General features: G+C 45.9%; 16 protein-coding genes. 9 read left to right on the forward strand and 7 right to left on the reverse strand.

All coding sequences use genetic code 11. The annotated features are described in order from the left end of the window. The first annotated feature begins 52 nt into the window (after positions 1-52). From L4C42_RS05120 to L4C42_RS05150, 7 genes are all read left to right on the forward strand, one after another. Entirely contained in the window at positions 53-1,873 is a 1,821-nt protein-coding gene (locus tag L4C42_RS05120; RefSeq protein ID WP_429759630.1) for an extracellular solute-binding protein, read from the forward strand. A gap of 9 nt (positions 1,874-1,882) precedes the next feature. Beyond that, the gene (locus tag L4C42_RS05125) at positions 1,883-2,971 is read left to right on the forward strand and encodes a microcin C ABC transporter permease YejB (RefSeq protein WP_418642429.1); all 1,089 of its coding nucleotides are present in this window, start codon (positions 1,883-1,885) and stop codon (positions 2,969-2,971) included. Continuing rightward, positions 2,972-3,994, forward strand: a complete 1,023-nt coding sequence (locus L4C42_RS05130) for an ABC transporter permease (protein ID WP_353499082.1) — start codon at positions 2,972-2,974, stop codon at positions 3,992-3,994. 9 nt (positions 3,995-4,003) lie between these two features. Continuing rightward, positions 4,004-5,608, forward strand: a complete 1,605-nt coding sequence (locus L4C42_RS05135) for an ABC transporter ATP-binding protein (RefSeq protein WP_429759632.1) — start codon at positions 4,004-4,006, stop codon at positions 5,606-5,608. 336 nt (positions 5,609-5,944) lie between these two features. Continuing rightward, complete coding sequence (locus L4C42_RS05140; protein WP_429759634.1) at positions 5,945-7,543, forward strand: glycoside hydrolase family 16 protein; 1,599 nt, start codon at positions 5,945-5,947, stop codon at positions 7,541-7,543. Positions 7,544-8,108: 565 nt separating this feature from the next. After that, positions 8,109-10,505: a glycoside hydrolase family 17 protein gene (locus L4C42_RS05145; protein WP_429759636.1), complete on the forward strand. Its 2,397-nt coding sequence runs from the start codon at positions 8,109-8,111 to the stop codon at positions 10,503-10,505. Positions 10,506-10,695: 190 nt separating this feature from the next. Further along, positions 10,696-11,715, forward strand: a complete 1,020-nt coding sequence (locus L4C42_RS05150) for a glycoside hydrolase family 16 protein (protein WP_429759638.1) — start codon at positions 10,696-10,698, stop codon at positions 11,713-11,715. Positions 11,716-11,798: 83 nt separating this feature from the next. On the opposite strand, the gene L4C42_RS05155 is transcribed toward L4C42_RS05150, so the two are convergent. From L4C42_RS05155 to L4C42_RS05165, 3 genes are all read right to left on the reverse strand, one after another. Further along, complete coding sequence (locus tag L4C42_RS05155) at positions 11,799-12,482, reverse strand: hypothetical protein (RefSeq protein ID WP_353499086.1); 684 nt, start codon at positions 12,480-12,482, stop codon at positions 11,799-11,801. A 71-nt stretch (positions 12,483-12,553) separates the two neighbouring features. Further along, positions 12,554-13,573 (reverse strand): hypothetical protein, encoded by a 1,020-nt coding sequence (locus tag L4C42_RS05160; protein WP_353499087.1) that lies wholly within the window; start codon positions 13,571-13,573, stop codon positions 12,554-12,556. A gap of 158 nt (positions 13,574-13,731) precedes the next feature. Next, positions 13,732-14,670, reverse strand: coding sequence for a LysR family transcriptional regulator (locus L4C42_RS05165; protein ID WP_353499088.1), 939 nt, complete (start codon positions 14,668-14,670; stop codon positions 13,732-13,734). Positions 14,671-14,824: 154 nt separating this feature from the next. Between L4C42_RS05165 and L4C42_RS05170 the strand changes: the two genes are divergently transcribed. Next, positions 14,825-16,822 carry a HAMP domain-containing methyl-accepting chemotaxis protein gene (locus L4C42_RS05170; protein WP_429759641.1) on the forward strand — a complete coding sequence of 666 codons (1,998 nt, stop codon included), beginning with the start codon at positions 14,825-14,827 and terminating at the stop codon, positions 16,820-16,822. A gap of 71 nt (positions 16,823-16,893) precedes the next feature. Here L4C42_RS05170 and L4C42_RS05175 read toward each other — a convergent pair whose 3' ends face one another. After that, positions 16,894-17,361 carry a nucleoside recognition domain-containing protein gene (locus tag L4C42_RS05175; protein WP_112462870.1) on the reverse strand — a complete coding sequence of 156 codons (468 nt, stop codon included), beginning with the start codon at positions 17,359-17,361 and terminating at the stop codon, positions 16,894-16,896. Then, positions 17,361-18,095 carry a nucleoside recognition domain-containing protein gene (locus L4C42_RS05180; RefSeq protein ID WP_042497400.1) on the reverse strand — a complete coding sequence of 245 codons (735 nt, stop codon included), beginning with the start codon at positions 18,093-18,095 and terminating at the stop codon, positions 17,361-17,363. Before L4C42_RS05180 ends, L4C42_RS05175 begins: the two co-directional genes overlap by 1 nt. A gap of 303 nt (positions 18,096-18,398) precedes the next feature. Between L4C42_RS05180 and L4C42_RS05185 the strand changes: the two genes are divergently transcribed. After that, positions 18,399-19,571, forward strand: a complete 1,173-nt coding sequence (locus L4C42_RS05185) for an MFS transporter (protein WP_429759644.1) — start codon at positions 18,399-18,401, stop codon at positions 19,569-19,571. Positions 19,572-19,623: 52 nt separating this feature from the next. Here the strand turns inward: L4C42_RS05185 and L4C42_RS05190 are convergent, their stop codons facing one another. Both L4C42_RS05190 and L4C42_RS05195 read right to left on the reverse strand, forming a co-directional pair. Continuing rightward, positions 19,624-20,751, reverse strand: a complete 1,128-nt coding sequence (locus L4C42_RS05190; protein WP_353499091.1) for a JmjC domain-containing protein — start codon at positions 20,749-20,751, stop codon at positions 19,624-19,626. Between the two features lie 218 nt (positions 20,752-20,969). Then, positions 20,970-21,221, reverse strand: a complete 252-nt coding sequence (locus tag L4C42_RS05195; protein WP_112479601.1) for a DUF2999 family protein — start codon at positions 21,219-21,221, stop codon at positions 20,970-20,972. Between the last annotated feature and the right edge of the window lie 184 nt (positions 21,222-21,405).

Below are 21,405 nucleotides of genomic sequence, written 5' to 3' on the forward strand. Positions count from 1 at the left end.
CTAGCGAAGAAAGGACGCACATTGACGCCCTTTCTTTATTTCGGGGGAAAGGATGACGTTAATAAAACACGCGGTAGTTGCGATGGGAGTAGGGCTGTTTTCATCGGCGGTGATGGCAGCTAATGTGGTTGAGACCACTTCATTGACCGGATTCGGTAGCGCTAAGTATCCAGAAAATTTCAAACACTTTGATTATGTTAACCCTGATGCACCAAAGTACGGCAAAGTTACGTTTGGGCAGATGGGCACTTTCGATAATTTCAACCGCTATGCATCTCGTGGTCAACCTGCCGCTGCGACTGGCGAGTTATACGATCCGTTGATGCTTCCTTCCGGGGATGAGGTCGATGCCTACTACCCACTCATCGCGGAGAAAATCCGTTACTCCGATGATTACTCCTGGCTAGAGATTGATATTAATCCTAAAGCACGTTTTAGTGATGGTGTAGCGATTACTGCCAAAGACGTAGAGTTCACTTTCAACAAATTCATGGCGGAAGGTGTGCCTCAGTACAAGGCGTACTATAAGGATGTCAAAAGCGTTAAAGCTATTGATAAGCTTACAGTAAGAATTGATATGTCGGTTCCCAACAAAGAGAAACTGTTCGGTTTAGCGCAGGGCACCCGAGTTCTACCGGAACACTATTGGAAAGATCGAAACTTCTCCGAGCCCCTCAATGAGCCTCCAGTAGGCAGCAGTGCTTACCAAATTGTCGATTTCAAAATGGGGCAAACCCTTACTTACCAGCTCGACGAGAATTACTGGGCGAAAGATCTCTCGGTTAATGTTGGCCGAAACAACTTTAAAACCATCCAATATGACTATTACCGTGATGACACGGTAATGTTAGAAGCATTCAAAGCGGGTGAGTTTGATTTTAGGCAAGAGTCGAGTGCTAAGTTTTGGGCTAGCTCTTACACAGGCAGTAATTTTGACCGTGGCTATATCAAGAAAGAAGAAATTGAACACCACAAGCCTATGAGCACTCAAGGGTTTGTATTCAACACCGAGCGACCAGCATTTAGTGATTCGAAAGTCCGTGAGGCGTTGAGTTATGCCATGGACTTTGAGTGGATGAATCGCAACATGTTCTATAACCAGTACACGCGAACACGTAGCTATTTCCAAAATACGGATTACGAGGCGAAAGGGTTACCTTCGTCGGAAGAGCTAGAAGTACTGGATAAGTTTAAAGATAAAATTCCAGCGCGTGTATTCACTGACGAATATAATCCTCCTGTAACGGATGGTTCTGGCCGTATTCGTCCACAAATGCGCAAAGCGTTTGCCCTGCTCAAAGAAGCAGGTTGGGAGCTTAAAAATAAGGTGATGACCAATGTTGATACAGGTGAGCCACTGAGTTTTGAGCTTCTGATCTACAACCCGACCACAGAGCGTATCGCGATACCTGTTCAAAAGAACATGCGTGCTATGGGTATCGATATGCGCATACGTACGGTTGACACCACTCAATACCTAAAACGCTGGCGTGACCGTGATTATGACATGGTTTCTTCTAGCTACTCGGCACATCGCTACCCAAGTTCAAACCTAAAAATTGTTTGGAACTCGAATTTTATCGACTCCACCTATAACCAAGCTGGCGTTAAAGACCCAGTTATTGACGCACTCACCGATATGATTGCAGACAGCCAAGACGATCCGGAAAGATTAAAGGTTCTCGGACGGTCATTAGATCGAGTGCTGCAATGGAATTATTACATCATTCCTCAGTGGTACATCAAAAAGTACCGTGTCGCGACTTGGGATAAGTTTGAGCGTCCGGATGTTCTGCCTACTTATGATTTGGGTATAGATACTTGGTGGATTTCAGAGCAGAAGGCACAAATCCTTCCTGAAAAACGTCGATAAGAGGATTGCATGGCGGCCTATATTTTCCGACGCTTGTTGTTGGTGATACCAACACTGTGGGCGATCATAACCATTAATTTTTTCATCATTCAGATCGCCCCTGGCGGGCCTGTCGAACAAGCTTTAGCTCAGATGCAAGGCTTGGATTCTGGCATCATGGAACGATTTAGTGGTGGTGGTACAGAGGTAGAGCTTGATGCGGGGCAGGGTGATGTCGCCACAGGCTACAAGGGTTCACGTGGCCTTGACCCTGAAGTCGTAGAAGCGATTAAGGTTCAGTTTGGTTTCGATAAACCGCTTCACGAACGCTACTTTGATATGCTGAAAAATTACGCCATGTTTAACTTTGGCGATAGCTTGTTCCGCGGTGGTAATGTGATTGATTTGATCAAAGAGCGGCTACCCGTCTCGATATCGCTTGGTCTGTGGAGCACGCTCATTATCTACTTGATCTCCATACCTCTTGGGATCTTGAAGGCGATTCATCATGGCTCTCGGTTTGATATATGGTCGAGTGCCGTGGTGATTGTCGGTTACGCCATTCCCGGCTTTTTGTTTGCCATCATTCTTATTATCTTTTTCGCTAGTGGTAACTATTTCAGTTGGTTCCCGCTGCGTGGCCTAGTATCAAGCAACTTTGACCAGTTAACCTGGTATCAGCAGATCGTCGATTACTTCTGGCATTTAACGCTACCCATCCTTGCAATGGTGATTGGTGGTTTTGCGACGCTTAGTATGCTGACTAAGAACTCATTCCTAGATGAAATCAACAAGCAATATGTGGTGACAGCACGTGCGAAAGGTCTGGATGAAAGCAGCATCCTCTATAAGCACGTGTTCCGCAATGCCATGTTGATTATTATTGCCGGCTTCCCTGGGGCTTTTATTAGCATTTTCTTTACTGGTTCAATGCTGATTGAGGTGATGTTCTCGTTAGAGGGCATTGGTCTGCTTGGTTTTGAATCGACGATTCAGCGTGACTATCCAGTGGTGTTTAGCTCCTTGTACATTATGACGTTATTGGGTCTGATTTTGAGCATTATTTCTGACTTAACTTATACGTGGGTCGATCCTCGTATCGATTTCGAGGCGCGATAAATGGCAATGAATCCCCTTACAAAAGCGCGTTGGCAGCGATTTAAAGCCAATAAACGTGGTTACTGGTCTACATGGATTTTCATGTTGCTGTTTATTCTCAGTCTTTTTGCTGAGTTTATTGCCAATGATAAACCGCTATTGGTGGAGTATGACAATCAATGGTATTACCCGATATTTGAGCAATACGCCGAAACCGAGTTTGGCGGTGAATTTGAAACCGAAGCTGACTATACCGATCCGTATGTCATTGAGCTAATTGAAGAGAAAGGTTATTTGATTTGGCCATTGATCCGCTTTAGCTACGATACCATCAACTACGACATTGTTGCCTCAGTACCATCTGCACCAGATAATGTGAACTGGTTGGGTACCGATGACAAAGGCCGTGATGTACTGGCGCGAGTGATTTACGGTTTTCGTATTTCGGTATTGTTTGGTTTTATTTTAACCATTGTTTCCAGCGTGATTGGCGCTGGCGTTGGTGCCACGCAAGGGTACTACGGTGGCTGGGTTGACCTATTTGGGCAGCGATTTATTGAAGTGTGGTCGGGTATGCCGACGCTGTTCTTGCTTATCATCTTATCCAGCTTCGTGGAGCCCAACTTTTGGTGGCTACTTGGTATTATGGTGCTCTTTAGTTGGATGAGCTTAGTCGGCGTGGTGCGTGCCGAGTTTTTACGCTGTAGAAATTTTGATTATGTGAGAGCAGCTCATGCCATGGGGGTCGACGATAAGCGCATTATGCTGCGACATATGTTACCCAATGCGATGGTGGCTTCATTAACTATGATGCCGTTCATTCTTTCTGGCTCGGTAACCACACTTACCTCGCTCGACTTTTTAGGATTTGGTTTGCCTGCGGGCTCTCCATCATTGGGTGAGCTGCTGGCGCAAGGCAAGGCTAACCTGCAGGCGCCTTGGCTTGGCTTATCCGCATTTGCTGTGTTATCTATGATGCTGACTTTACTGGTTTTTGCTGGCGAAGCGGTGCGCGATGCATTCGACCCACATCAACAAGGCTAGGAGAGGATGATGACTAAAGACGATCCAAAACACGTGCTCTCGATTGATAGTTTGTCGGTTGGCTTTGGCAGAGGCAAAAATGTTGAACAAGTGACCTTCGATGTCTCACTGGATATCCGAAAAGGAGAGACGCTGGCATTGGTAGGTGAAAGTGGTTCTGGTAAGTCAGTTACCGCCAATTCCATACTTAAACTATTGCCAAAGGGCTCCAGCCATTACTTGAACGGTCATATTAAGTTCGATGATATCGATATGTTGAACTGCTCTGAGCGACAGCTTCGTGGCATTCGTGGTGGTCGCATTGGTATGATTTTCCAAGAGCCGATGGTGTCGCTCAATCCGCTTCACAAAGTGGGTAAGCAGTTGGTAGAAACCCTATCGATTCACCGAGGTATGCGCACCAATAAAGCGGAACAACACGCGATTAGTTGGCTCAAGAAAGTTGGTATTCGCAACCCGGAGCAGAAGGTTACCGCTTATCCGCATGAGCTGTCTGGTGGAGAACGTCAGCGTGTGATGATCGCTATGGCACTTATCAATGAGCCAGAGCTTCTTATCGCAGATGAACCAACCACGGCGCTTGATGTTTCGGTTCAGGCACAAATTCTTGACTTGCTTAAAGAGCTCCAAGAAGAGATGGGCATGGCTATGCTCTTCATCACCCATGACTTGAGTATTGTAAGGCGTATTGCTGATCGCGTAGCGGTAATGCAGCAAGGTAGATTAGTAGAGGTCGGTGAGTGTCAGCAGGTGTTCAATGAGCCTTCTCACCCTTACACTCAGAAGCTTATTAATTCAGATCCACGCGGTTTACCGGTTGAAGTCAGCACTAGCGCAAAACCATTACTGTCAGTAGAAAATCTCAAGGTATGGTTCCCAATTAAGGGGGGACTGTTTAAGCGGGTTCTCGACCACGTGAAAGCTGTGACCAACATGAACTTTGAGTTACGGCAAGGGCATTCAATTGGTCTGGTAGGGGAGAGTGGCTCAGGCAAATCGACCACTGGAATGGCAATACTCAAGTTGGTTCAAAGTGAAGGGCTGATTGAGTTTGATGGGCAAGACATTCAAACTTTGGACAGAAAAGGAATGCTGCCATATCGAAGCCGAATGCAGGTGGTGTTTCAAGACCCGTTCTCTGCGCTTAACCCACGAATGTCAGTAGCACAAGTCATTGGTGAGGGGCTTCGTGTTCACTTTGAGCATGATGAGCAAACATTGGATTCTATGATTTGCGATGTGATGCGTGAAGTCGATTTAGATCCAGAAACGCGTCATCGTTATCCAAATGAGTTTTCCGGCGGTCAGCGTCAACGAATTGCAATAGCGAGGGCGTTGATCTTAAAGCCTGAGTTTATTCTGCTCGATGAACCAACCTCATCACTGGATCGTACAGTTCAGGCTCAGGTGCTGGATTTGCTTAAAGCACTTCAGGTAAAGCACGGGCTCACTTATCTATTTATTAGTCATGACTTGAATGTGGTTAAGTCGCTGTGCCATTACACCATAGTGATGAAAGACGGCCAGATTGTTGAACAAGGCAATACTCAGCAACTGTTTGCTAGGCCAGAACAAGATTACACCAAAACTCTGGTCTCGCTGTCTGCATTTTAGCCGCGCCAGCGCGGCTAGTTCAATAAATAGCCGCGGTTTTATATTTTTAATTGAAAGCGCTTTCTTTTTGGTGATGGTTCGCTAGTTTTAGAGAAAGGAATTTTTATCGCTGTATACAAGGTGTCTGAATTGTAGTGAACTAGTTAATACGGGCTGCAAGAGTCAAATAGGCAGCAAAATGACACAAAACTTATTGATTTTACCATCAAAGCTAACGCGCGTTTTTTTAGTTTCGAAAGTAAGCGCTTTCAATGTGGGTGGGCAGTTTGGTCAGTGAGTTGAGTAATCAGTTTTAATCGGTTTAGGCATACTCGTATTCAAGGAGTAGTGATGCGAATGGAAAAGCGAACAGCAAATTTCACCCCAACAGTACTGGGCTCAGTAATCTCAATAGCTCTGCTGTCTGGCTGCGCTAGTACAGACAAAGAGAAGGAAGCGGATACAGGGCTCGTCCAAACCAAAGCACCCGTTATGCTTACCAATGCTCCAGTAGAAGTAAGTGGTGATTGGCAGTTGGTATGGGAGGATCAGTTTGAAGGTGACAGCATCAGCAAACGAAACTGGAGTTTGGAGCAAAACTGCTGGGGGGGTGGCAATAATGAGCAGCAGTGCTACACCAACCGAAGTAAGAACGCTTTTGTCCAAGATGGTATGCTGCACATTGTAGCGCACAAAGAGCGCTACACGGGGTCTGATAATCCAGAAGGAAAAGCGGGTCCGGAAAAAACGCTGCCTTACACCTCGGCGAGGCTTCGTACTAAAGACAAGCGCGACCAAAAATACGGTCGTTTTGAAATTCGCGCCAAACTGCCTACAGGTCAAGGTACATGGCCGGCAATTTGGATGCTTCCAACCGAAAATAAATACGGGACGTGGGCGGCATCTGGTGAAATTGACATTATGGAGGCCGTGAACCTAAAGACTCAATCCGATGCCCCGAATGCACAATCTGGCGATGAAGAAAACCGCATTTATGGCAGCCTCCACTATGGTAAGAAGTGGCCAGACAATGTGTACAGCGGCCAAGGTGCGACGTTGCCAGAGGGCGTGAATCCAGCTGATGGATTCCATACTTACGCCATTGAGTGGGAAGAAGGCGAAATCCGCTGGTACGTTGATAATCTGCACTACGCCACGCAGACTCAAGATGGCTGGTATAGCCAGTATGAAAAAGAGAAAGGCCTATTGGTCAATGCAAAAGGCGCAGCCCCTTTTGATGAGAAGTTCCACTTACTGTTAAATCTGGCGATTGGTGGTTCTTGGTCTGCAAATGCCAATCAACAGGGTGTTGATGATAGTGATTATCCGAAAACCATGCTGGTGGATTATGTCAAAGTATACCGATGTGGCGTCGACCGCTGGAAAGGCAAGGGCTGCTCTAGTCGCTCTGAACTAGCGAAACACGTCGAAGGTCACGAAGCGCCGGCTATCTTGGCGATGGACGATAGCTATGCCGATAGTCCAACGCTGGATATTTTCACGGATACGTTGAATGCAGCACTGGCGTTCGCAAGTTACGATCCGGTGAACCTAGTGGAACATGCAGTCGTTGAAGAAGCGGGACGTGGTTCGGTACTTGAAATCACTAAGCAAAACGGTGCGGGTAACCTCTATTTCCGATCTCCGGTGACTGACATGACAGATTGGAAGAAAAATGGCACCTTAATTTTTGATATCAAAGTAGAACAAGGCTCAGATACTGAGCTACTAATCAAGATGGACAGTGGCTGGCCAAACACGAGTGACTATGTCGTTGCAACGCCAGCGGTAGGCGAATGGGGACAGGTGAAGATAGCCATCGCTGATATTTTAGATAGTGATAACAGCTTCGCGCCTGGCTCCCAGGCGGATCCAAAAGCGGTAAACAACCTCCTAGTCTTTGAACCACAAGGCGCGATGACATTTAAGTTAGACAATATTCGATTCGAAAGATAGTTAATTAATACATAAGACTAACTGGCCATAAGGAGCATATTCGTATGCTCCTTTTTTAGTTTTAGAAATTCAAATCCTGTCATCCCCTTGAAAAAGGGGAGCTTCCACAGCCTGCACCTTATCTAAATGCAAAATACATATCGTCAATTTTCAGATGTCTATGCGTTATAAGAGATCCTCGATTTCTCGAGGATGACAAGTAGGTAGGATGATGAACTAAGAGAGCGTGTGTTTGGATAACTAGCCTCTAAATATATTGAACAATAAACCGTCGACTAACCTCCCATAAAAGTAAGCGCTTTCTTATTGGTGATGGTTTTCTTGTTTACGAAAACAACTTTCTTTAACCGCTATACACTCAGAAAATGTTGATTAATACTAGATATACAAGCTTTTCACCAATAGTGAGTTCGCCAAGTTTGGTGAAACTAAAGGAGGCTTTATCAGTGTTTTCTTGTTTCTTTAAAAGAAAGCGCTTACTCAAATAATGCCACTTTTTGAGCTGTTCAATGATGGTGCCTCGCGCCTTCAACAATAAGAAATTCCAATACGCAAGGAAGTTACAATGATTAAAAGCAGTTTGAAACCTCTTGTTCTCGCCACTGCTGCAGCGATGCTCGCGGCTTGTGGTTCAGACTCTACAGATACTACAACGGATGGTGGTAACCAAGGTGGAGACAATGGAGGCGGTAGTGAAATTACTGTTTCTGTTACGCCGGATTATCAAATGGATGTGAAATCTCAAGCTCCAATTGACTTTGGCAATGCGTTCACAGAAACGAACGCTATCAACCCAGATCCAACGTCCATGTCTGTAACAGGCTCGGTACTTAAGACGACGAAAGTAGCCGGGGCAGAAACTTGGGCTGGTAGTACGATTGCAGATAGTACTAGCCTCGAGCTAAGCGCTGAAAGAAGCGTTGTCACTGCATGGGTTTATTCACCAGAGGTCGATGTACCAATTCTACTTAAAGTTGAAAATTCTAACGATGCTACTCAGTTTGCTGAAGTGCTAGTGACAACGACTAAGGCTAATGAATGGGAACAGCTGACTTTTGATTTTGCCGATTTGAACCAAGGCGAGTTGAGCGATGCTATTACCTATAACATGAAGAGTTTGTTTTTCGACTTTGGAAACGTGGGCAGTGACAAAGTGTTTTATTGGGACAATATTCGCCTTGAAGGGGATGGCCTAGCAGAGCAACCGATGCCAGAGAGCTACCCTGTATCTGATACGGGTCAGCCACTATTAGGTAACCCTCAGTATCAAGCAATCTCTTATGGCGCATGGCGTAGCGACACTCGTGCATCTGGTGACCTTGTTCCTTCTGTCGCTGATCATGTTGAAGATATGAAAATTCTTAATGCTATGGGCATTAAAGTGGTTCGTACCTATAACACTCAAGGATTTATTGGCACTGATGGCAAGAGCAACACTGAGAACCTGTTAGCTGCAATCCGTCAGCTTAAAGATGAGGCCGCAGGCGATGGCAATACATTTGAAATGTACGTCATGCTCGGTGTTTGGATAGATGCGAACGGCGCTTGGACTGGCGAGGCGATTGATTCGGCAACCGACTCTCCGAATAACGCGTTAGAGCTCGCAAAAGCAAAAGAACTCGCCTTGGCGTATCCCGATATCATTAAAGTGATTGCGGTGGGTAATGAGGCAATGGTCGACTGGGCTTCGTCTTACAAGGTCCACCCTTCAATCATCCTCAATCACGTGAATGACCTACAAAGCTGGAAGCTTGAAAGCAGTGACACCGAAGACATTTGGGTTACGACATCAGACAACTGGGCAGTATGGGCAGGCATAGATCCCAATGGCAACTACGGTGACCAAGCAGATCTAAAAGCGCTAATACAAGCGGTGGACTATGTATCGCTGCACACATATGCACACCATGACACTTTCTATCATCCAGAGTTTAAAGAAGATTGGAAGGTAGCTGAAGAAGATCAGACATTAACTAAAGAGCAGCAAATTGCCATCTCAATGCAAAAAGCCCATCAGCATTCGCTAGAGCAGTACGCGGCCGCGCAGCAGTTTATTAATAGCGTCGATCCTAGCAAGCCAATTCATATAGGTGAGACAGGTTGGTCGACTAACTCTAACGACGGTTACGGCGAGGGTGGCACACAAGCAGCTGATGAGTACAAACAAAAGATGTTCCATGACGATATGCGTGACTTCGCTAACAACGAAGGCGTATCTCTGTTCTTCTTTCAAGCGTTTGACGAGCCATGGAAAGGTGGTGACAACCCAGGTCACTCAGAGAAAAGCTTCGGCCTTATCGATATCGATTGTAATGTTAAGTACGTTGCTTGGGACAAAGTCGATACACTCAATGCGCTTGGGCTGACACGTGACTGCAATGGCTTTACTGCGAGCTACGGTGGTATCTACGCATCACTTTTGGACGATGTTTTACCACCACCGTTTGCTCCAGTTGAACAGCCTCCAGTGGAGGGTGAATTCAAAGTCCTTGGTGCTGGTCTATTTAGTGGTGCAGGAGCGTTTGCTTGGGAAGATACAGCTTGGGCTGGTGTTGACGAAGAAGGCGTGCTAACCGTGGCTACCTCACCTAGCTCTGCAAAAGATTGGGGATGGGGAGCTCACATTGGTGACGACAGCCGCCGTGATTTTACCGCGGTTAAGACACTCAAATTTGAAATCCGTGGCTTTACTGAGGGTGGTAAGGCACTCGCTGAATTTGGGTTTGGTGTTGGTTTCCAATCCGATACTGGCGGTGAGTGGTCAACCAATCACACGATTCGCTTTAATGAAGGTGAACGTCAGCTAACGACCGAGTGGCAATCATTTGAAGTCGATATCAGTGAGTTCTCTAGTGATCCAAACTTAAGCCAAGTCACCCAGCCGTTTATCGTTAACGGTACCACTAAAGTAGGTCTGACTGATGCGGATATTCAGGTTCGCAATATCTCTTGGTTTGAATAATTGCCCGGGTATGAGTACCTCTCATCAGAAGCAATAACATAAGTCTTACTTCAATTAACGTTAGAACATAACTATCGATAGGCGATGGCAATAATGCCATCGCCACTTTCATTAATCTCTAAGTTCAATTCTGCTTAGACCGTCGTGTCGCAAGTGGTTTTTGTGCTGCCTGAAATACAGGAGCAAAGAAATGGTTAACAACAGGCTCTACAGCCTTGGTTTGATGTTGGGTGCTTTAGTTGCTGGTGTTGTCGCCCCTAAAGCGCACGCCGGATGGGAGGTTCATTGGATTGATACCTTTGAGGGAGAAGGTGTCAATTGGGATAACTGGACGGCGCAAACACAAGCAAACTACAACAACGAAGTGCAGTGTTACACCGACGATGATGTTAGCGAGTCGCGTAACTATGACGTATCTGATGGTACTTTGAAAATTATCGCCAGAAAGCAAACCAACCAATGTATGACGTTGGGAGGGCAAACCAAAACTTGGACATCAGGTCGGCTTAATAGCAAAGACAAACGAGAGTTTTTGTACGGTCGGATTGAAGCTCGTATTCGCTTTCACGATTTGGAGGGCGGGACATGGCCAGCTTTTTGGATGCTAGAAAATAGAATCGCGGAGCAGCCGGTAAAAGGTGACAACGACAATGTTGGCTGGCCAAACTCCGGTGCCAGCGAAATTGATGTTTGGGAGTGGTTTTCCAATCAGCCACAAAGCTATATCACCAACTTTTTCAATACTGCGGGGTGCGGTGCTGAATATCGCCACCCATACACGAATGGTGCGCAAGATGTCTTGGACTGGCATCGTTATGCCATTGAATGGGATCGCGACTCAATTGCTTTTTTCATCGATGACCAAGAAGTCATTCGCCACGACGTGAGCCAGTGTCCACGCTACAAAGAACCTATGTTTGTTCTACTTAATGTCGCCATGGGAGGTATGTTAGGTGGGCAAATTGACCCTAATTTGCAACGTGCCACTATGGAAGTGGACTACATAGCTCATTGTCAGTTGTCAGACTCTAGTGACTATGAACACTGTGATGAAACTACCTCACGCATCGACCCAAATATTGAGATTCCAGAATTACCAACAGCGCCAGCTATTGCCGAAGAAAACGGTGGATCTGCGTCGATGTTGTCGTTATTCGCTTTGTTAACCCTAGCCTCAATCAAAAAATACAAGTCGAGAGCACGAAGGTAAGTCGGTTGCTGCTTACCACTTCTCAAAAGGGCAAGTAGTCAATAGGTCAAATGCTGACTGCATTTGGCCTTAATCACTTTTGATTATCGGAAATTTAGGTTAAACCCAAACTCAAATGTACCTTCTGTCGTTCTTGGCTCTCCCGGACGGACGCGGTGTTGGCCATATCGGTATTTTACATATGGCTCTACATATTTTGGCTTAAAGGTCAGGGTAAAGTCGGCATGAAAAATACTGGGCTCCAAATGTGTTTCGGACATAATACGGTCGTGGTTGAGCGCATAGCTGTAGGTTAGCCAAGTCACCGGGGTGTAGCTTGCTCCCAAGCTTGCTTTCCATTCGCGGTGTGTGCTGAAATTTGGACTCAAAATAGGGAAGTCATCACTCTGAAAGACATTTTTTCGCCACTCATAGGATGTTGAAGCGAAGACTAAAACATTGTGGCTAAGCATACGACCGGCGAAAGCGCCAAGGTTGTAGATGTCGACCAAGTCCGCTCTGCCATATGTAGCGAAGGCTTCTGTATAGGTTTCGCCTAACAACATACCGTAGCCGGCACCTAGCTCAAGGTAGCCCGTTGAATCAACTTCAAACCCTAGATTGATTTCTTCTGTCGCTTGAACCGTACCGGAAAGAGTCCCAACCCAAGTGTCTGCCACTTTTGAGGTTTGAAAACTCATGGTTGGTTCGTAGTAGGACAATTCATGGTGACTGGCCAACGTAGAAAAAGGCAACAACGCCATCGCGGTAGCTATGTATCTCTTCATATTTCTTTCGCTCAAAATAAAAGGAGCCGAATAAATCCGGCTCCTTTGGTTTTATCTAATGATGCTGTCTGTTAAGAGCGACCAACGCGGTCTTTTACTGCTTGCTTGATTTGTTGGCGTTGTTCTTGAGATAGCGATTGCAATTTTTGTCTTACTTCATCGCGGTTGATCTCTGATTTAGGTAAGTGAGCTTTAATGAACGCACTCGCCTCTGAATTCATTTTGACATCTTCCACTTTGCCATTTCGGTCGGTGTACACGTAAACTTCACCGCCGTTGAAGCCGACCAGTTTGATTTCAACACCGGTTGCCGTTTCTTGGCGCTCGATATCTTTAATCACTCGATCATTACCAAAGCCAGGGTCAATCTCGATAGGTTGATCCATTTCTGGAGCATCCCATCCAATGCGGCTAATCACACCGTTATCGATAGTGATCGCAAGGCGACCTTTGCCTGGTACTTTGATCTCAACATAGCCACCATAGTTAATCACTTGGATTTGCTTTACTTCGTAGTCATCGCCAATTCGAACGTTATAAGTACCTGTACCATCGACCACGTCATCTGTTGGAGAGATTTGGCCAACGGTCTCACCATTAAACTTAAGCTCACCGGTTTCGCTATCGATAAACCAAACATCACTTGGACTTACACCGAAATCTGGGTCGGTAACTGGTAAATCGTTACCAGGACGAGGTGGTTGATAATCCGAAATAACCAGACGACCATCAACATTAGTTAGCTTAACTTCACCACCGTTAACACCGTGGAAAATGAAACCGCCGTCTTGTGCTTGAATGCTGCCAACTTCTTGACCGTCAAGGGTAGTCACATCACCCGCCTCAACGAGATAAGTTGTGCCGTTGTGAACAATGTAGCCATTGCCTTCGGTGCCCCCTACAGCAAGTACATTGTGGTTGCCTTCGTCGCCTTCAACCAGCGCAGCGTTGAAAACATCACCTTCATGAACGGTTACGTTGGCGATTCCATCTTGCGGTGCTTGCTCACCGCCATCGTGACTAGAACCATTAGAAGAACAACCTGCTAGGAATGAAGCGGCGATTACTGCACTGATTAATTTAAGTTTCATGGTTATCTCTCAAAATTGTATTGGAACTAAAGGAGGCATCTTGCTTTTTGATTTGGCGTTCCGAGCCGATGAGAGAACTATAAAGAATTTGATGAGGCTGAACTAATGAACAGCCTTTATCATGCAAATGAACTTAAGTTATTAATAAATGGCTATTATTAGCCTGATAACCCAGGGTTATCAGCGGTTAAAATTGTCTTAATAAGCTTATGTAGCCACAAGGTGGTGGTGTTGTTTCGGTTTTTGTAGTGGTAGAAGGCATTGATATCTGTGTCTAAGGCGGCGCTACCGAAGTAGATATCGAGTGAACGTAGCCCCGGGTGTGTGTCGAGGTTTAAAAAGCTAGAGCCTGGGAACATCATATCTGAGTGCTTCACTACGTCGATAATTGCCGAGGGAAGTTCGGATCGAAATACGATCTTAGGATCATGGCCTCGCATACGAATCATCTTTTCCGATATGGATTGATTCGAGTTCCAGTCAGCAGCAATAAGCGTGGCAATTTCAAACTCTACACCGTCATCAATTTCTAGGTAGTCTTTGTCGTACGGGTGCCCAGTACGCAAGTAGCCTTTGAACCGGTCTTCTATGATGCGCTTTTGGATGATTTCCTTTGGTGCATGATTGATGGTGTAGTTTAGCCCTAAATGAATATCGTCGTTTACGATATCTTGAATCGTTGACTTACTCCAGTTAAGTAGCTGAACTTGCACATTAGGCGCTTCTGCCCGGATAGCATTAAACAGTTGGTTGGCGATCCCGGCGAGGAAAAAAGGGGAGATAGCAAGCTTTAAGGTGACATCCAGTTCCGCTGGGTCAAATTCTGCAGAGTGATTGACTGCACTCGCCAAATCATCCATGACAGGGCTTAATGCATCCGCCAATTGGTGTGCTTTTTCGGTAGCACGCAATCCATGATGGGTTTTTACGAACAGCTCATCATCAAAGTGATCACGCAGTCGTTGCAGAGCTTTACTTACGGCGGGCTGTGAGACAAACAGGCGCTCCGCCGCTTTTCGCATATTGCGCTCTTGGTTCAAGATGATGAAGGTTCTTAATAGGTTTAAATCAAGATTTGCGAATAAATCTTTAGCCATAACTGCACCTTGTGATGTCGACTTTGATCTCAATCTTAAAGTCTAATCCATGGCATCGCAAAAAATTGGTAATAAAAACATCAACAAAATGTTTAGAATTCTTTTAATTTACCGATATAGTGATAATTCGTTTGTATTTTATAGAGGTTTAAGGATGAAACTCTCGATATCGAGTAAGCTTCGGATGAGTTATCTGGCGCTTGCAGTACTTTTTATCGTCTCATCTCTGTTTGTGTATCGAAGCGTCGATGGACTGCAAACACAAACACATTCACTATTGCGCTTTGACCTACCAACGGTTGATGCCAGTCGCCAACTTGGCCAGTCATTGCAAACGACGGTTTCTGAGTTAAGAGGCCATATGTTGCTGGTGGGCTCGGAAGAGCAGGTAGAGGCTTCTAAAACCAAGGTGCTGGAACATATTGAACGCGTTGATATTCAGCTTATTAGCTTAGAAGGACTGTTGCCGGAACAAACCTATTTGGCAGTGAGTGAGCGCTGGACATCGATTAAAGAGACCGCGAATAAAATATTAGAGATTGCGCAAACCCATGACAACCTCCCAGCGCATGCGCTATTTATCAATGAAGCGGCGCCAATTGCTGAGGTCGCTCTTGATCAAATACAGGGGCTTATCAACGAAGAAGCAGGCCGCGTGGCGGGTGGTGAGCGCAAACGCTTATTTAAACTCTATGCCGACGCCTACAACTCTCTTGCTAACGCACTTTCTGCTCAGCGAGATTATCTTCAGTACGGCAATCAAGACTACCTCGATAAGTACAATGACTTTTTGAAATCACACGCTAAAGTCGTCGAGCAAATCGGCTACAAAACACAGCTATTTAGTAGCAGTGATGAAAGTCTATGGTCTCTGTTTAATGAGATGAAAGGCCTGTATATACCGCTAGCAAAACAAGTGATTGAACTGCGCCAATCACCGAGCTGGAACCAGTCTAATTTCTTGATGGAGTCTGAGTTGCTACCATCGATTCAGCGAGTTGAAAGTGAGCTAGATAATGTGGTTCTTCTTGCTCAACAAAAAGCAAGCGAGACAGAAAATCGCATCGGCTCTAGCGTGAAATCACTGCTGGCAATACTAGCGCTAAGCTGCGTTGCTGTTCTTGGTGTCGCCTTTATCGTTTCCCATTTCTTAGGGCGTCAAATTGGTGGCCGTGTGTCGCTAATTGCTAAGCGTGCGCAGTTGATCGCTGCAGGTGATGTGTCGAGTGCACCACTGACGGTCACTGGCCGCGATGAATTGGCGGATCTTATGGTCTCTATCAACAGCATGAACCAATCACTGTCTAGGTTAGTGGGGCAAGTGTCGCAAAGTGTTGGCGCTGTTGAGGACAAGATGGATGACTTGACCAAACATAGTCGCCAAAGTTTGCAGCAAGTTGAATTGCAGTCGTCAAACCTAGATAACATTGGTCATTCGCTGTCTGAGGTTGCGGTGGGCTCTGAGCAAACCGCAAGCCAGGTTCAGATTTCGTCTTCTGCGCTGGTGGATGCTAAGCAAGAGTTAGCCTCTGGTGAAACGATGTTGACCGAAAACCACGGCAATATGACGGATTTGGTTAGTGCGATTCAAACTGCACAGCAGCTCGTCGCGCAGCTTAGCAACGAGAGTCAAGCTATCGGCAAAGTAACCGAGGTAATAGAAGGGTTGGCTGAGCAAACCAATCTATTAGCGCTTAATGCGGCGATAGAAGCGGCAAGAGCAGGAGAGCAAGGCCGAGGCTTTGCCGTGGTTGCTGATGAGGTGAGAATGCTTGCCAGCCGAACAACGGAATCCACTACAGAGATAAACGCCATTGTGCAAGCTATCCGCAGTTCAACCAATAAAGTGGAAGAGCAAATCAATGAGGGAACTTCGATTGCTTCCGATGCTATGGAGCAGACTCATGAAGCGCTGGGTCGAATTCAGTTGTCGGCAGAACAAGTAGAACTTGTGAATGCACAAATGGCGAGCTTAGCGGCAACCGCAGAGCAGCAGGCGAATGCGACACAAACCATCTCAGGGTTAGTGAATGATATCAATGACTCACTCAGTGCGGTCGCAGGACAAACACGTTCAGCCAACGAGGTGACAGAGCAGGTCACCGCGAACGTGGGCGAGCTTCATCAGCAAGTCGCTAATTTTAAGGTGTAATCGCCACAAATAGAAAATGCCCATCAACATAGAATGATGGGCATTTTTTTATGGTCAAATTAGTGCTATTGCTAGACCAAAATGTTCATTAGGAACATAGCGCCAAAGGCGTTGAGGACAGAGATTGCGATCATTACTGGAATGTAACGGCCTTCAGTACCAATCGGTCCCATAATACGACCCATGTATTGAATTTGAGATCCCATCAGATAGATAGCAGGCGCTAAGATGGCTATGTGAGTACCATTTAAGATGCCTTGGTCAAACAGTGTGATGACCACACCAACCGCGCCGCCCATCGACATCCAAGCACCAATAAGTACAGCCGCCGCTTCGCCAGGCAAGCCAAAAATAGCCATGACTGGAGCAAAAATAGCGCCCATAGCATCTAGAGCACCGGTAATTTGCAGTGCTTTGATGATCACAAATGCCATTAGGACATTCGGTACGGTTGACGTGGTGGCGATTACCCAACCTTTCTTTGCACCTTCAACAAAAATGTCAGTGACCATTGGTTTTTTAGCTTTTACGTCGCTCATTATGCGGTCTCCTGCTGCGTATTCGTTTGGTCTTGTTTTGGTGTCTTATCTTCTTTGCCTTCAGTAATGTTCAAATACACACGGAACAGGTTAGCGCCAACGAACTTAAACAAGAACATGACGGCGACGGCCAAACCAATTGAAGATGTTACGGCAAGTGAGCCGTCCATAAGAGTCAATGTGAAAAGTACGGCACCAGATGAGAAGAAGTTTACAATCGCCGCACCTGCGGTGAACTGGAACATGGTGAAAACGTCGGTTTCGCGCTTGGTTAGGTGACCTTCGTCTTTTAGCTGACGCGTCATCGCCGCACCTGCATCTGTACTTTGCAATGAGGCAATCAATGCTAGGCCAGAGTTGCCAGGAATGCCCATTAGCGGACGTAGAAGGGGAGAAAGCAATTTGCGAGCCGCATCCAGCGCGCCATAGTGCTCAAGCACATTAATCATACCCAGAGCGAACATCACGGTTGGAATCAGAGTCAATGCGAAAATGAAGCCGTCACGTGCGCCACTGCCACCGACACCGCGAAAAGAGGTGGTTGCAGCTTGAACGCCATTTTCAGTTTCAGTGACGTTGTGGGCAACTTGGCCAAATGCACCGTTGAGCGTGGTGAAATCAAATACCCCATACCATTCGTTGGATTGGAGTAAGCCAGAGAAGAAAACAATCGCAAAAGCTAAGGCTATATAGCTTCCGATCGTTACTTTACGTTCTTTAGTTAAGTCAGACATGGAACAACCTATTGAAAGTGGAACAGAATGCATAGTCTGAGGATATCGACACTTTTAAATACTGATCAGCATCAACTGAAGGATTGTTTTACAGAAACTAAATATTACAAAATATGTAACTGTGAAATTGTGCGCGAAATAGATATAGCTCTGTTAATGGGTTGGATTAATTTGGCTAATTCGAGTTAAAAACGTTCATGAAACCAGCGACGTATGTTACCTATTATTCTGGTTTGATACTGCTCATTGGCAGCAAATAAGAATAGGCTGACAATAGAAATCAGATAATCAGGTCATTAACTTATGCAAAAACACGGACTTTCATTTTGGTATGCCGCAGCGTTTATGTTTGGTGCTATCCAGCTTATCGCGTTACCGCTTTTGATCCCTAGTCATATTCTGGACGTGACGGGCTCTATGGTACACACGGGAGCAGCGCTTTCGTTTGTTGGATTAAGCGGTTTTATTGCGCCACTAATAGGTTCAACCGTCGATCGCTTGAAGCTGCATAGCATGGCACAAAAAGCATCACTCGTATTCTATGCCTTTGCCATGGCGTTGTTCGCTTTTGTTCCTACGACGTGGGCGATGTACCTGGCGACATTCTTGGTGGGTCTTGGCTCTATCACACTAATGACCGTCAACCCGACCTTTATCGTGGCAGCAGGTTTTGATAAAGCGCAAGAGGCATTGCGCTTAACTCGCATGAACCAAAGTATCTTTGTTGGCGCGATTGTCATGGGCGCAATTTTGGCTATAGCTGAAGGCATCAGTGCAACGCTCAGCTTCGGTATTGTTAGCGCGCTTTCGATTATTGCGATGATAATTGTATCTATTGATGGCAAAGCGGCTGCGCAGCGCATTGTGTCGGATACACCACAACAAGGTGAAAGCGAAGAAAAAGGGCGCTGGAACCTAACGTTTGTTACTTTCCTGTTGGCGGTGTTCATTGCAATGCTGGCAAGCTCTAACCAAGTCGCGCAAGGTCCTAACCTATTTGAAAGCTTGTTTAACATTGACAAGTCAGCAACGGCATTGCTGCTATCCATCTCTTCGGTAATTAGTCTATTAACATTGGATATTGCTGGTCGTGCACTTGGAAAATTCGGGGCAGGTAAAGTGTGGGTTGTGGGGTTAGTTGGCTACATTGTGGTTGGCACGGTACTTTCAAACTTAGTCACTGGCTCTACAGAATACTTTTATCTACCACTTGTGATGCACCTAGTGTTTATGCAGTGCTTGTCGATGGTCGACATGGTTAAGCCGGCAATTGTTGCCAAGGTCACGACTTTGTCTCCTGCAGCGACCCAAGGCTTTCTGCTGTTCGCGATTGCGGGCGGTTACGCAGCGGGCACAGCGCTTGGCGGTGTTGTGGGTGAGGTTGCGGGTATGGCGAGCTTGTTCACCTTTATTGCGCTAAGTGCCGCAGTAGCACTTGCTTTTGCGCTGTTTACTCTTGTTCGTATTAAAGACTAACCGCCCCGAGTAGAAGAAAAAATGGCGTCCAAATCGGACGCCATTTTTGTTGTTAGTCGATGAACCAGTAGCCTTTATTAATGAGCTCAGTCAGAAGCGGTACCACGTGAGAGTTAGGCTCTATATCTACAATAACGTCACTATCTGTGAGGGCTCTTGCTAACCAAGTTTGCGCTTCTGGCAACTTGAACACTTCACCATTGATGTACACCATGGTCGGCTCTTCTTCATGTAACAGAGCACGTAATCCCGCCACTTTATAGATAGAACCACCGTTTGAAAGGTGCTGGGCGATATCTTCGGATGTCCACTTTTGTTCCGGTTCAATGATATTGAGCTGATGACGCGACTGACTAAGCATACAACCTAGAAAGTCTTTGATGGTCGACTCGTCTTGCAGTGCCGACATCAACATGTTTGTCAGCGTTTCTTTATCATTGGTGCTGATTTGACCGAAGTGCTTGGTAGCACTGAGAGTCGGCTTATCCATGTGCTTATCACCATAGTCGTGAGCTAACACATAGTCGGCGAAGTTGCTGATAAGTTCTTGTTCTTTTGGAGAACGAAAGCCAACGGAGTAGCTGAGTGATGGCTCAAGGGCGTATCCATCATGTGGAAAACCAGGTGGGATATAGAGTATATCGCCAGGTTCAAGCACATCGTCGATGATGGCATCAAAAGACTCAATTTGGCGCAGTGCTTCATGGCGCTTAGTTTCTTTGTATTGCCCAATATCTTTCGCGCCAACTCGCCAATGACGTTTTCCCATTCCCTGAACAATAAAGACATCGTATTGGTCGATGTGTGGACCCACCCCGCCACCTTGGACGGAGTAGCTCACCATTAAATCATCAAATAGCCACTGAGGGAGCGCTTTAAACGGCTCGATGAGTTCAGCAGCACCCGCATGCCAATGATTAGTGGCTTGCACAATTAAAGACCAGTGGCTATCTGCAAGCTCTGCGAATTTTTGTTCAGTAAACGGGCCGTGTTCAGCCTGCCAATTTTGATCAAGATTGGAGACAAAGCGAGAGTCGATCTCTTCTTCCATCGATAGCCCTGCAAGCTCTTCTGGCGAGATAGGATCCGTGAAAGAGGCGAATCCACCTTTAATAATAGTTGGCTGCTTTTGCCAGTATTGGGCAAGGAAGTCGGCGAGATTTACGGTTAATTTATACATAGGAAACTTAATTATTTACGAGTAACGGTTGAAAGCTGTGCGGATTCTAGCAACTTGGGATGGAGAAGTCGCCTTAGTTACCAACAGAAGGCCTAATAAGGCGGTTCTTGTTACCTGTATGATGTGTTGAGCTGTTTGGGTCAGCATCAAATTGAAACTATGGCTACAAAAAAGCCGAGGATAACGAATGTCACCTCGGCCTTTTTACGTCTCAGGCATTACTTGTTTAGCTGTTCTTTTGCCGCTTCAACTTTAGCAAAATCGAGGCCAAGCTCTTCTACCGCTTCTTTGATGAGTGCTGGGTTTTGCATCACTTGATTCATCAATAGTTGAAGTTTGTCTTGAGGCAGGCCCAGTTGGCTAATGGTTGCCATGGCCGCTAATGGGTTTTGCGTTAGTGTCTCGAAAATCTCATTGATTTGCGCGTCACTAATATTGTTCTCTTTCAATAGGGCAATAATTGGATTCATTATCTTACCTTTGTTTTTACTTTTAGCCGTTGGGCGGACATTCTAGCACTAGGTGTTGGTCGAGAGAACCGTCAATGTATGCGCAGTGCATGAAAGCAGAGCTTTTAGTATTGCTCTAGCATGCTTGATAGTTGCTAGTGTCGTAATTTTGTCACGGCGAGTCATTATTTTGACACTGCATGGC

Source organism: Vibrio wakamikoensis (assembly GCF_050337275.1).
Lineage (GTDB): Bacteria > Pseudomonadota > Gammaproteobacteria > Enterobacterales > Vibrionaceae > Vibrio > Vibrio chaetopteri.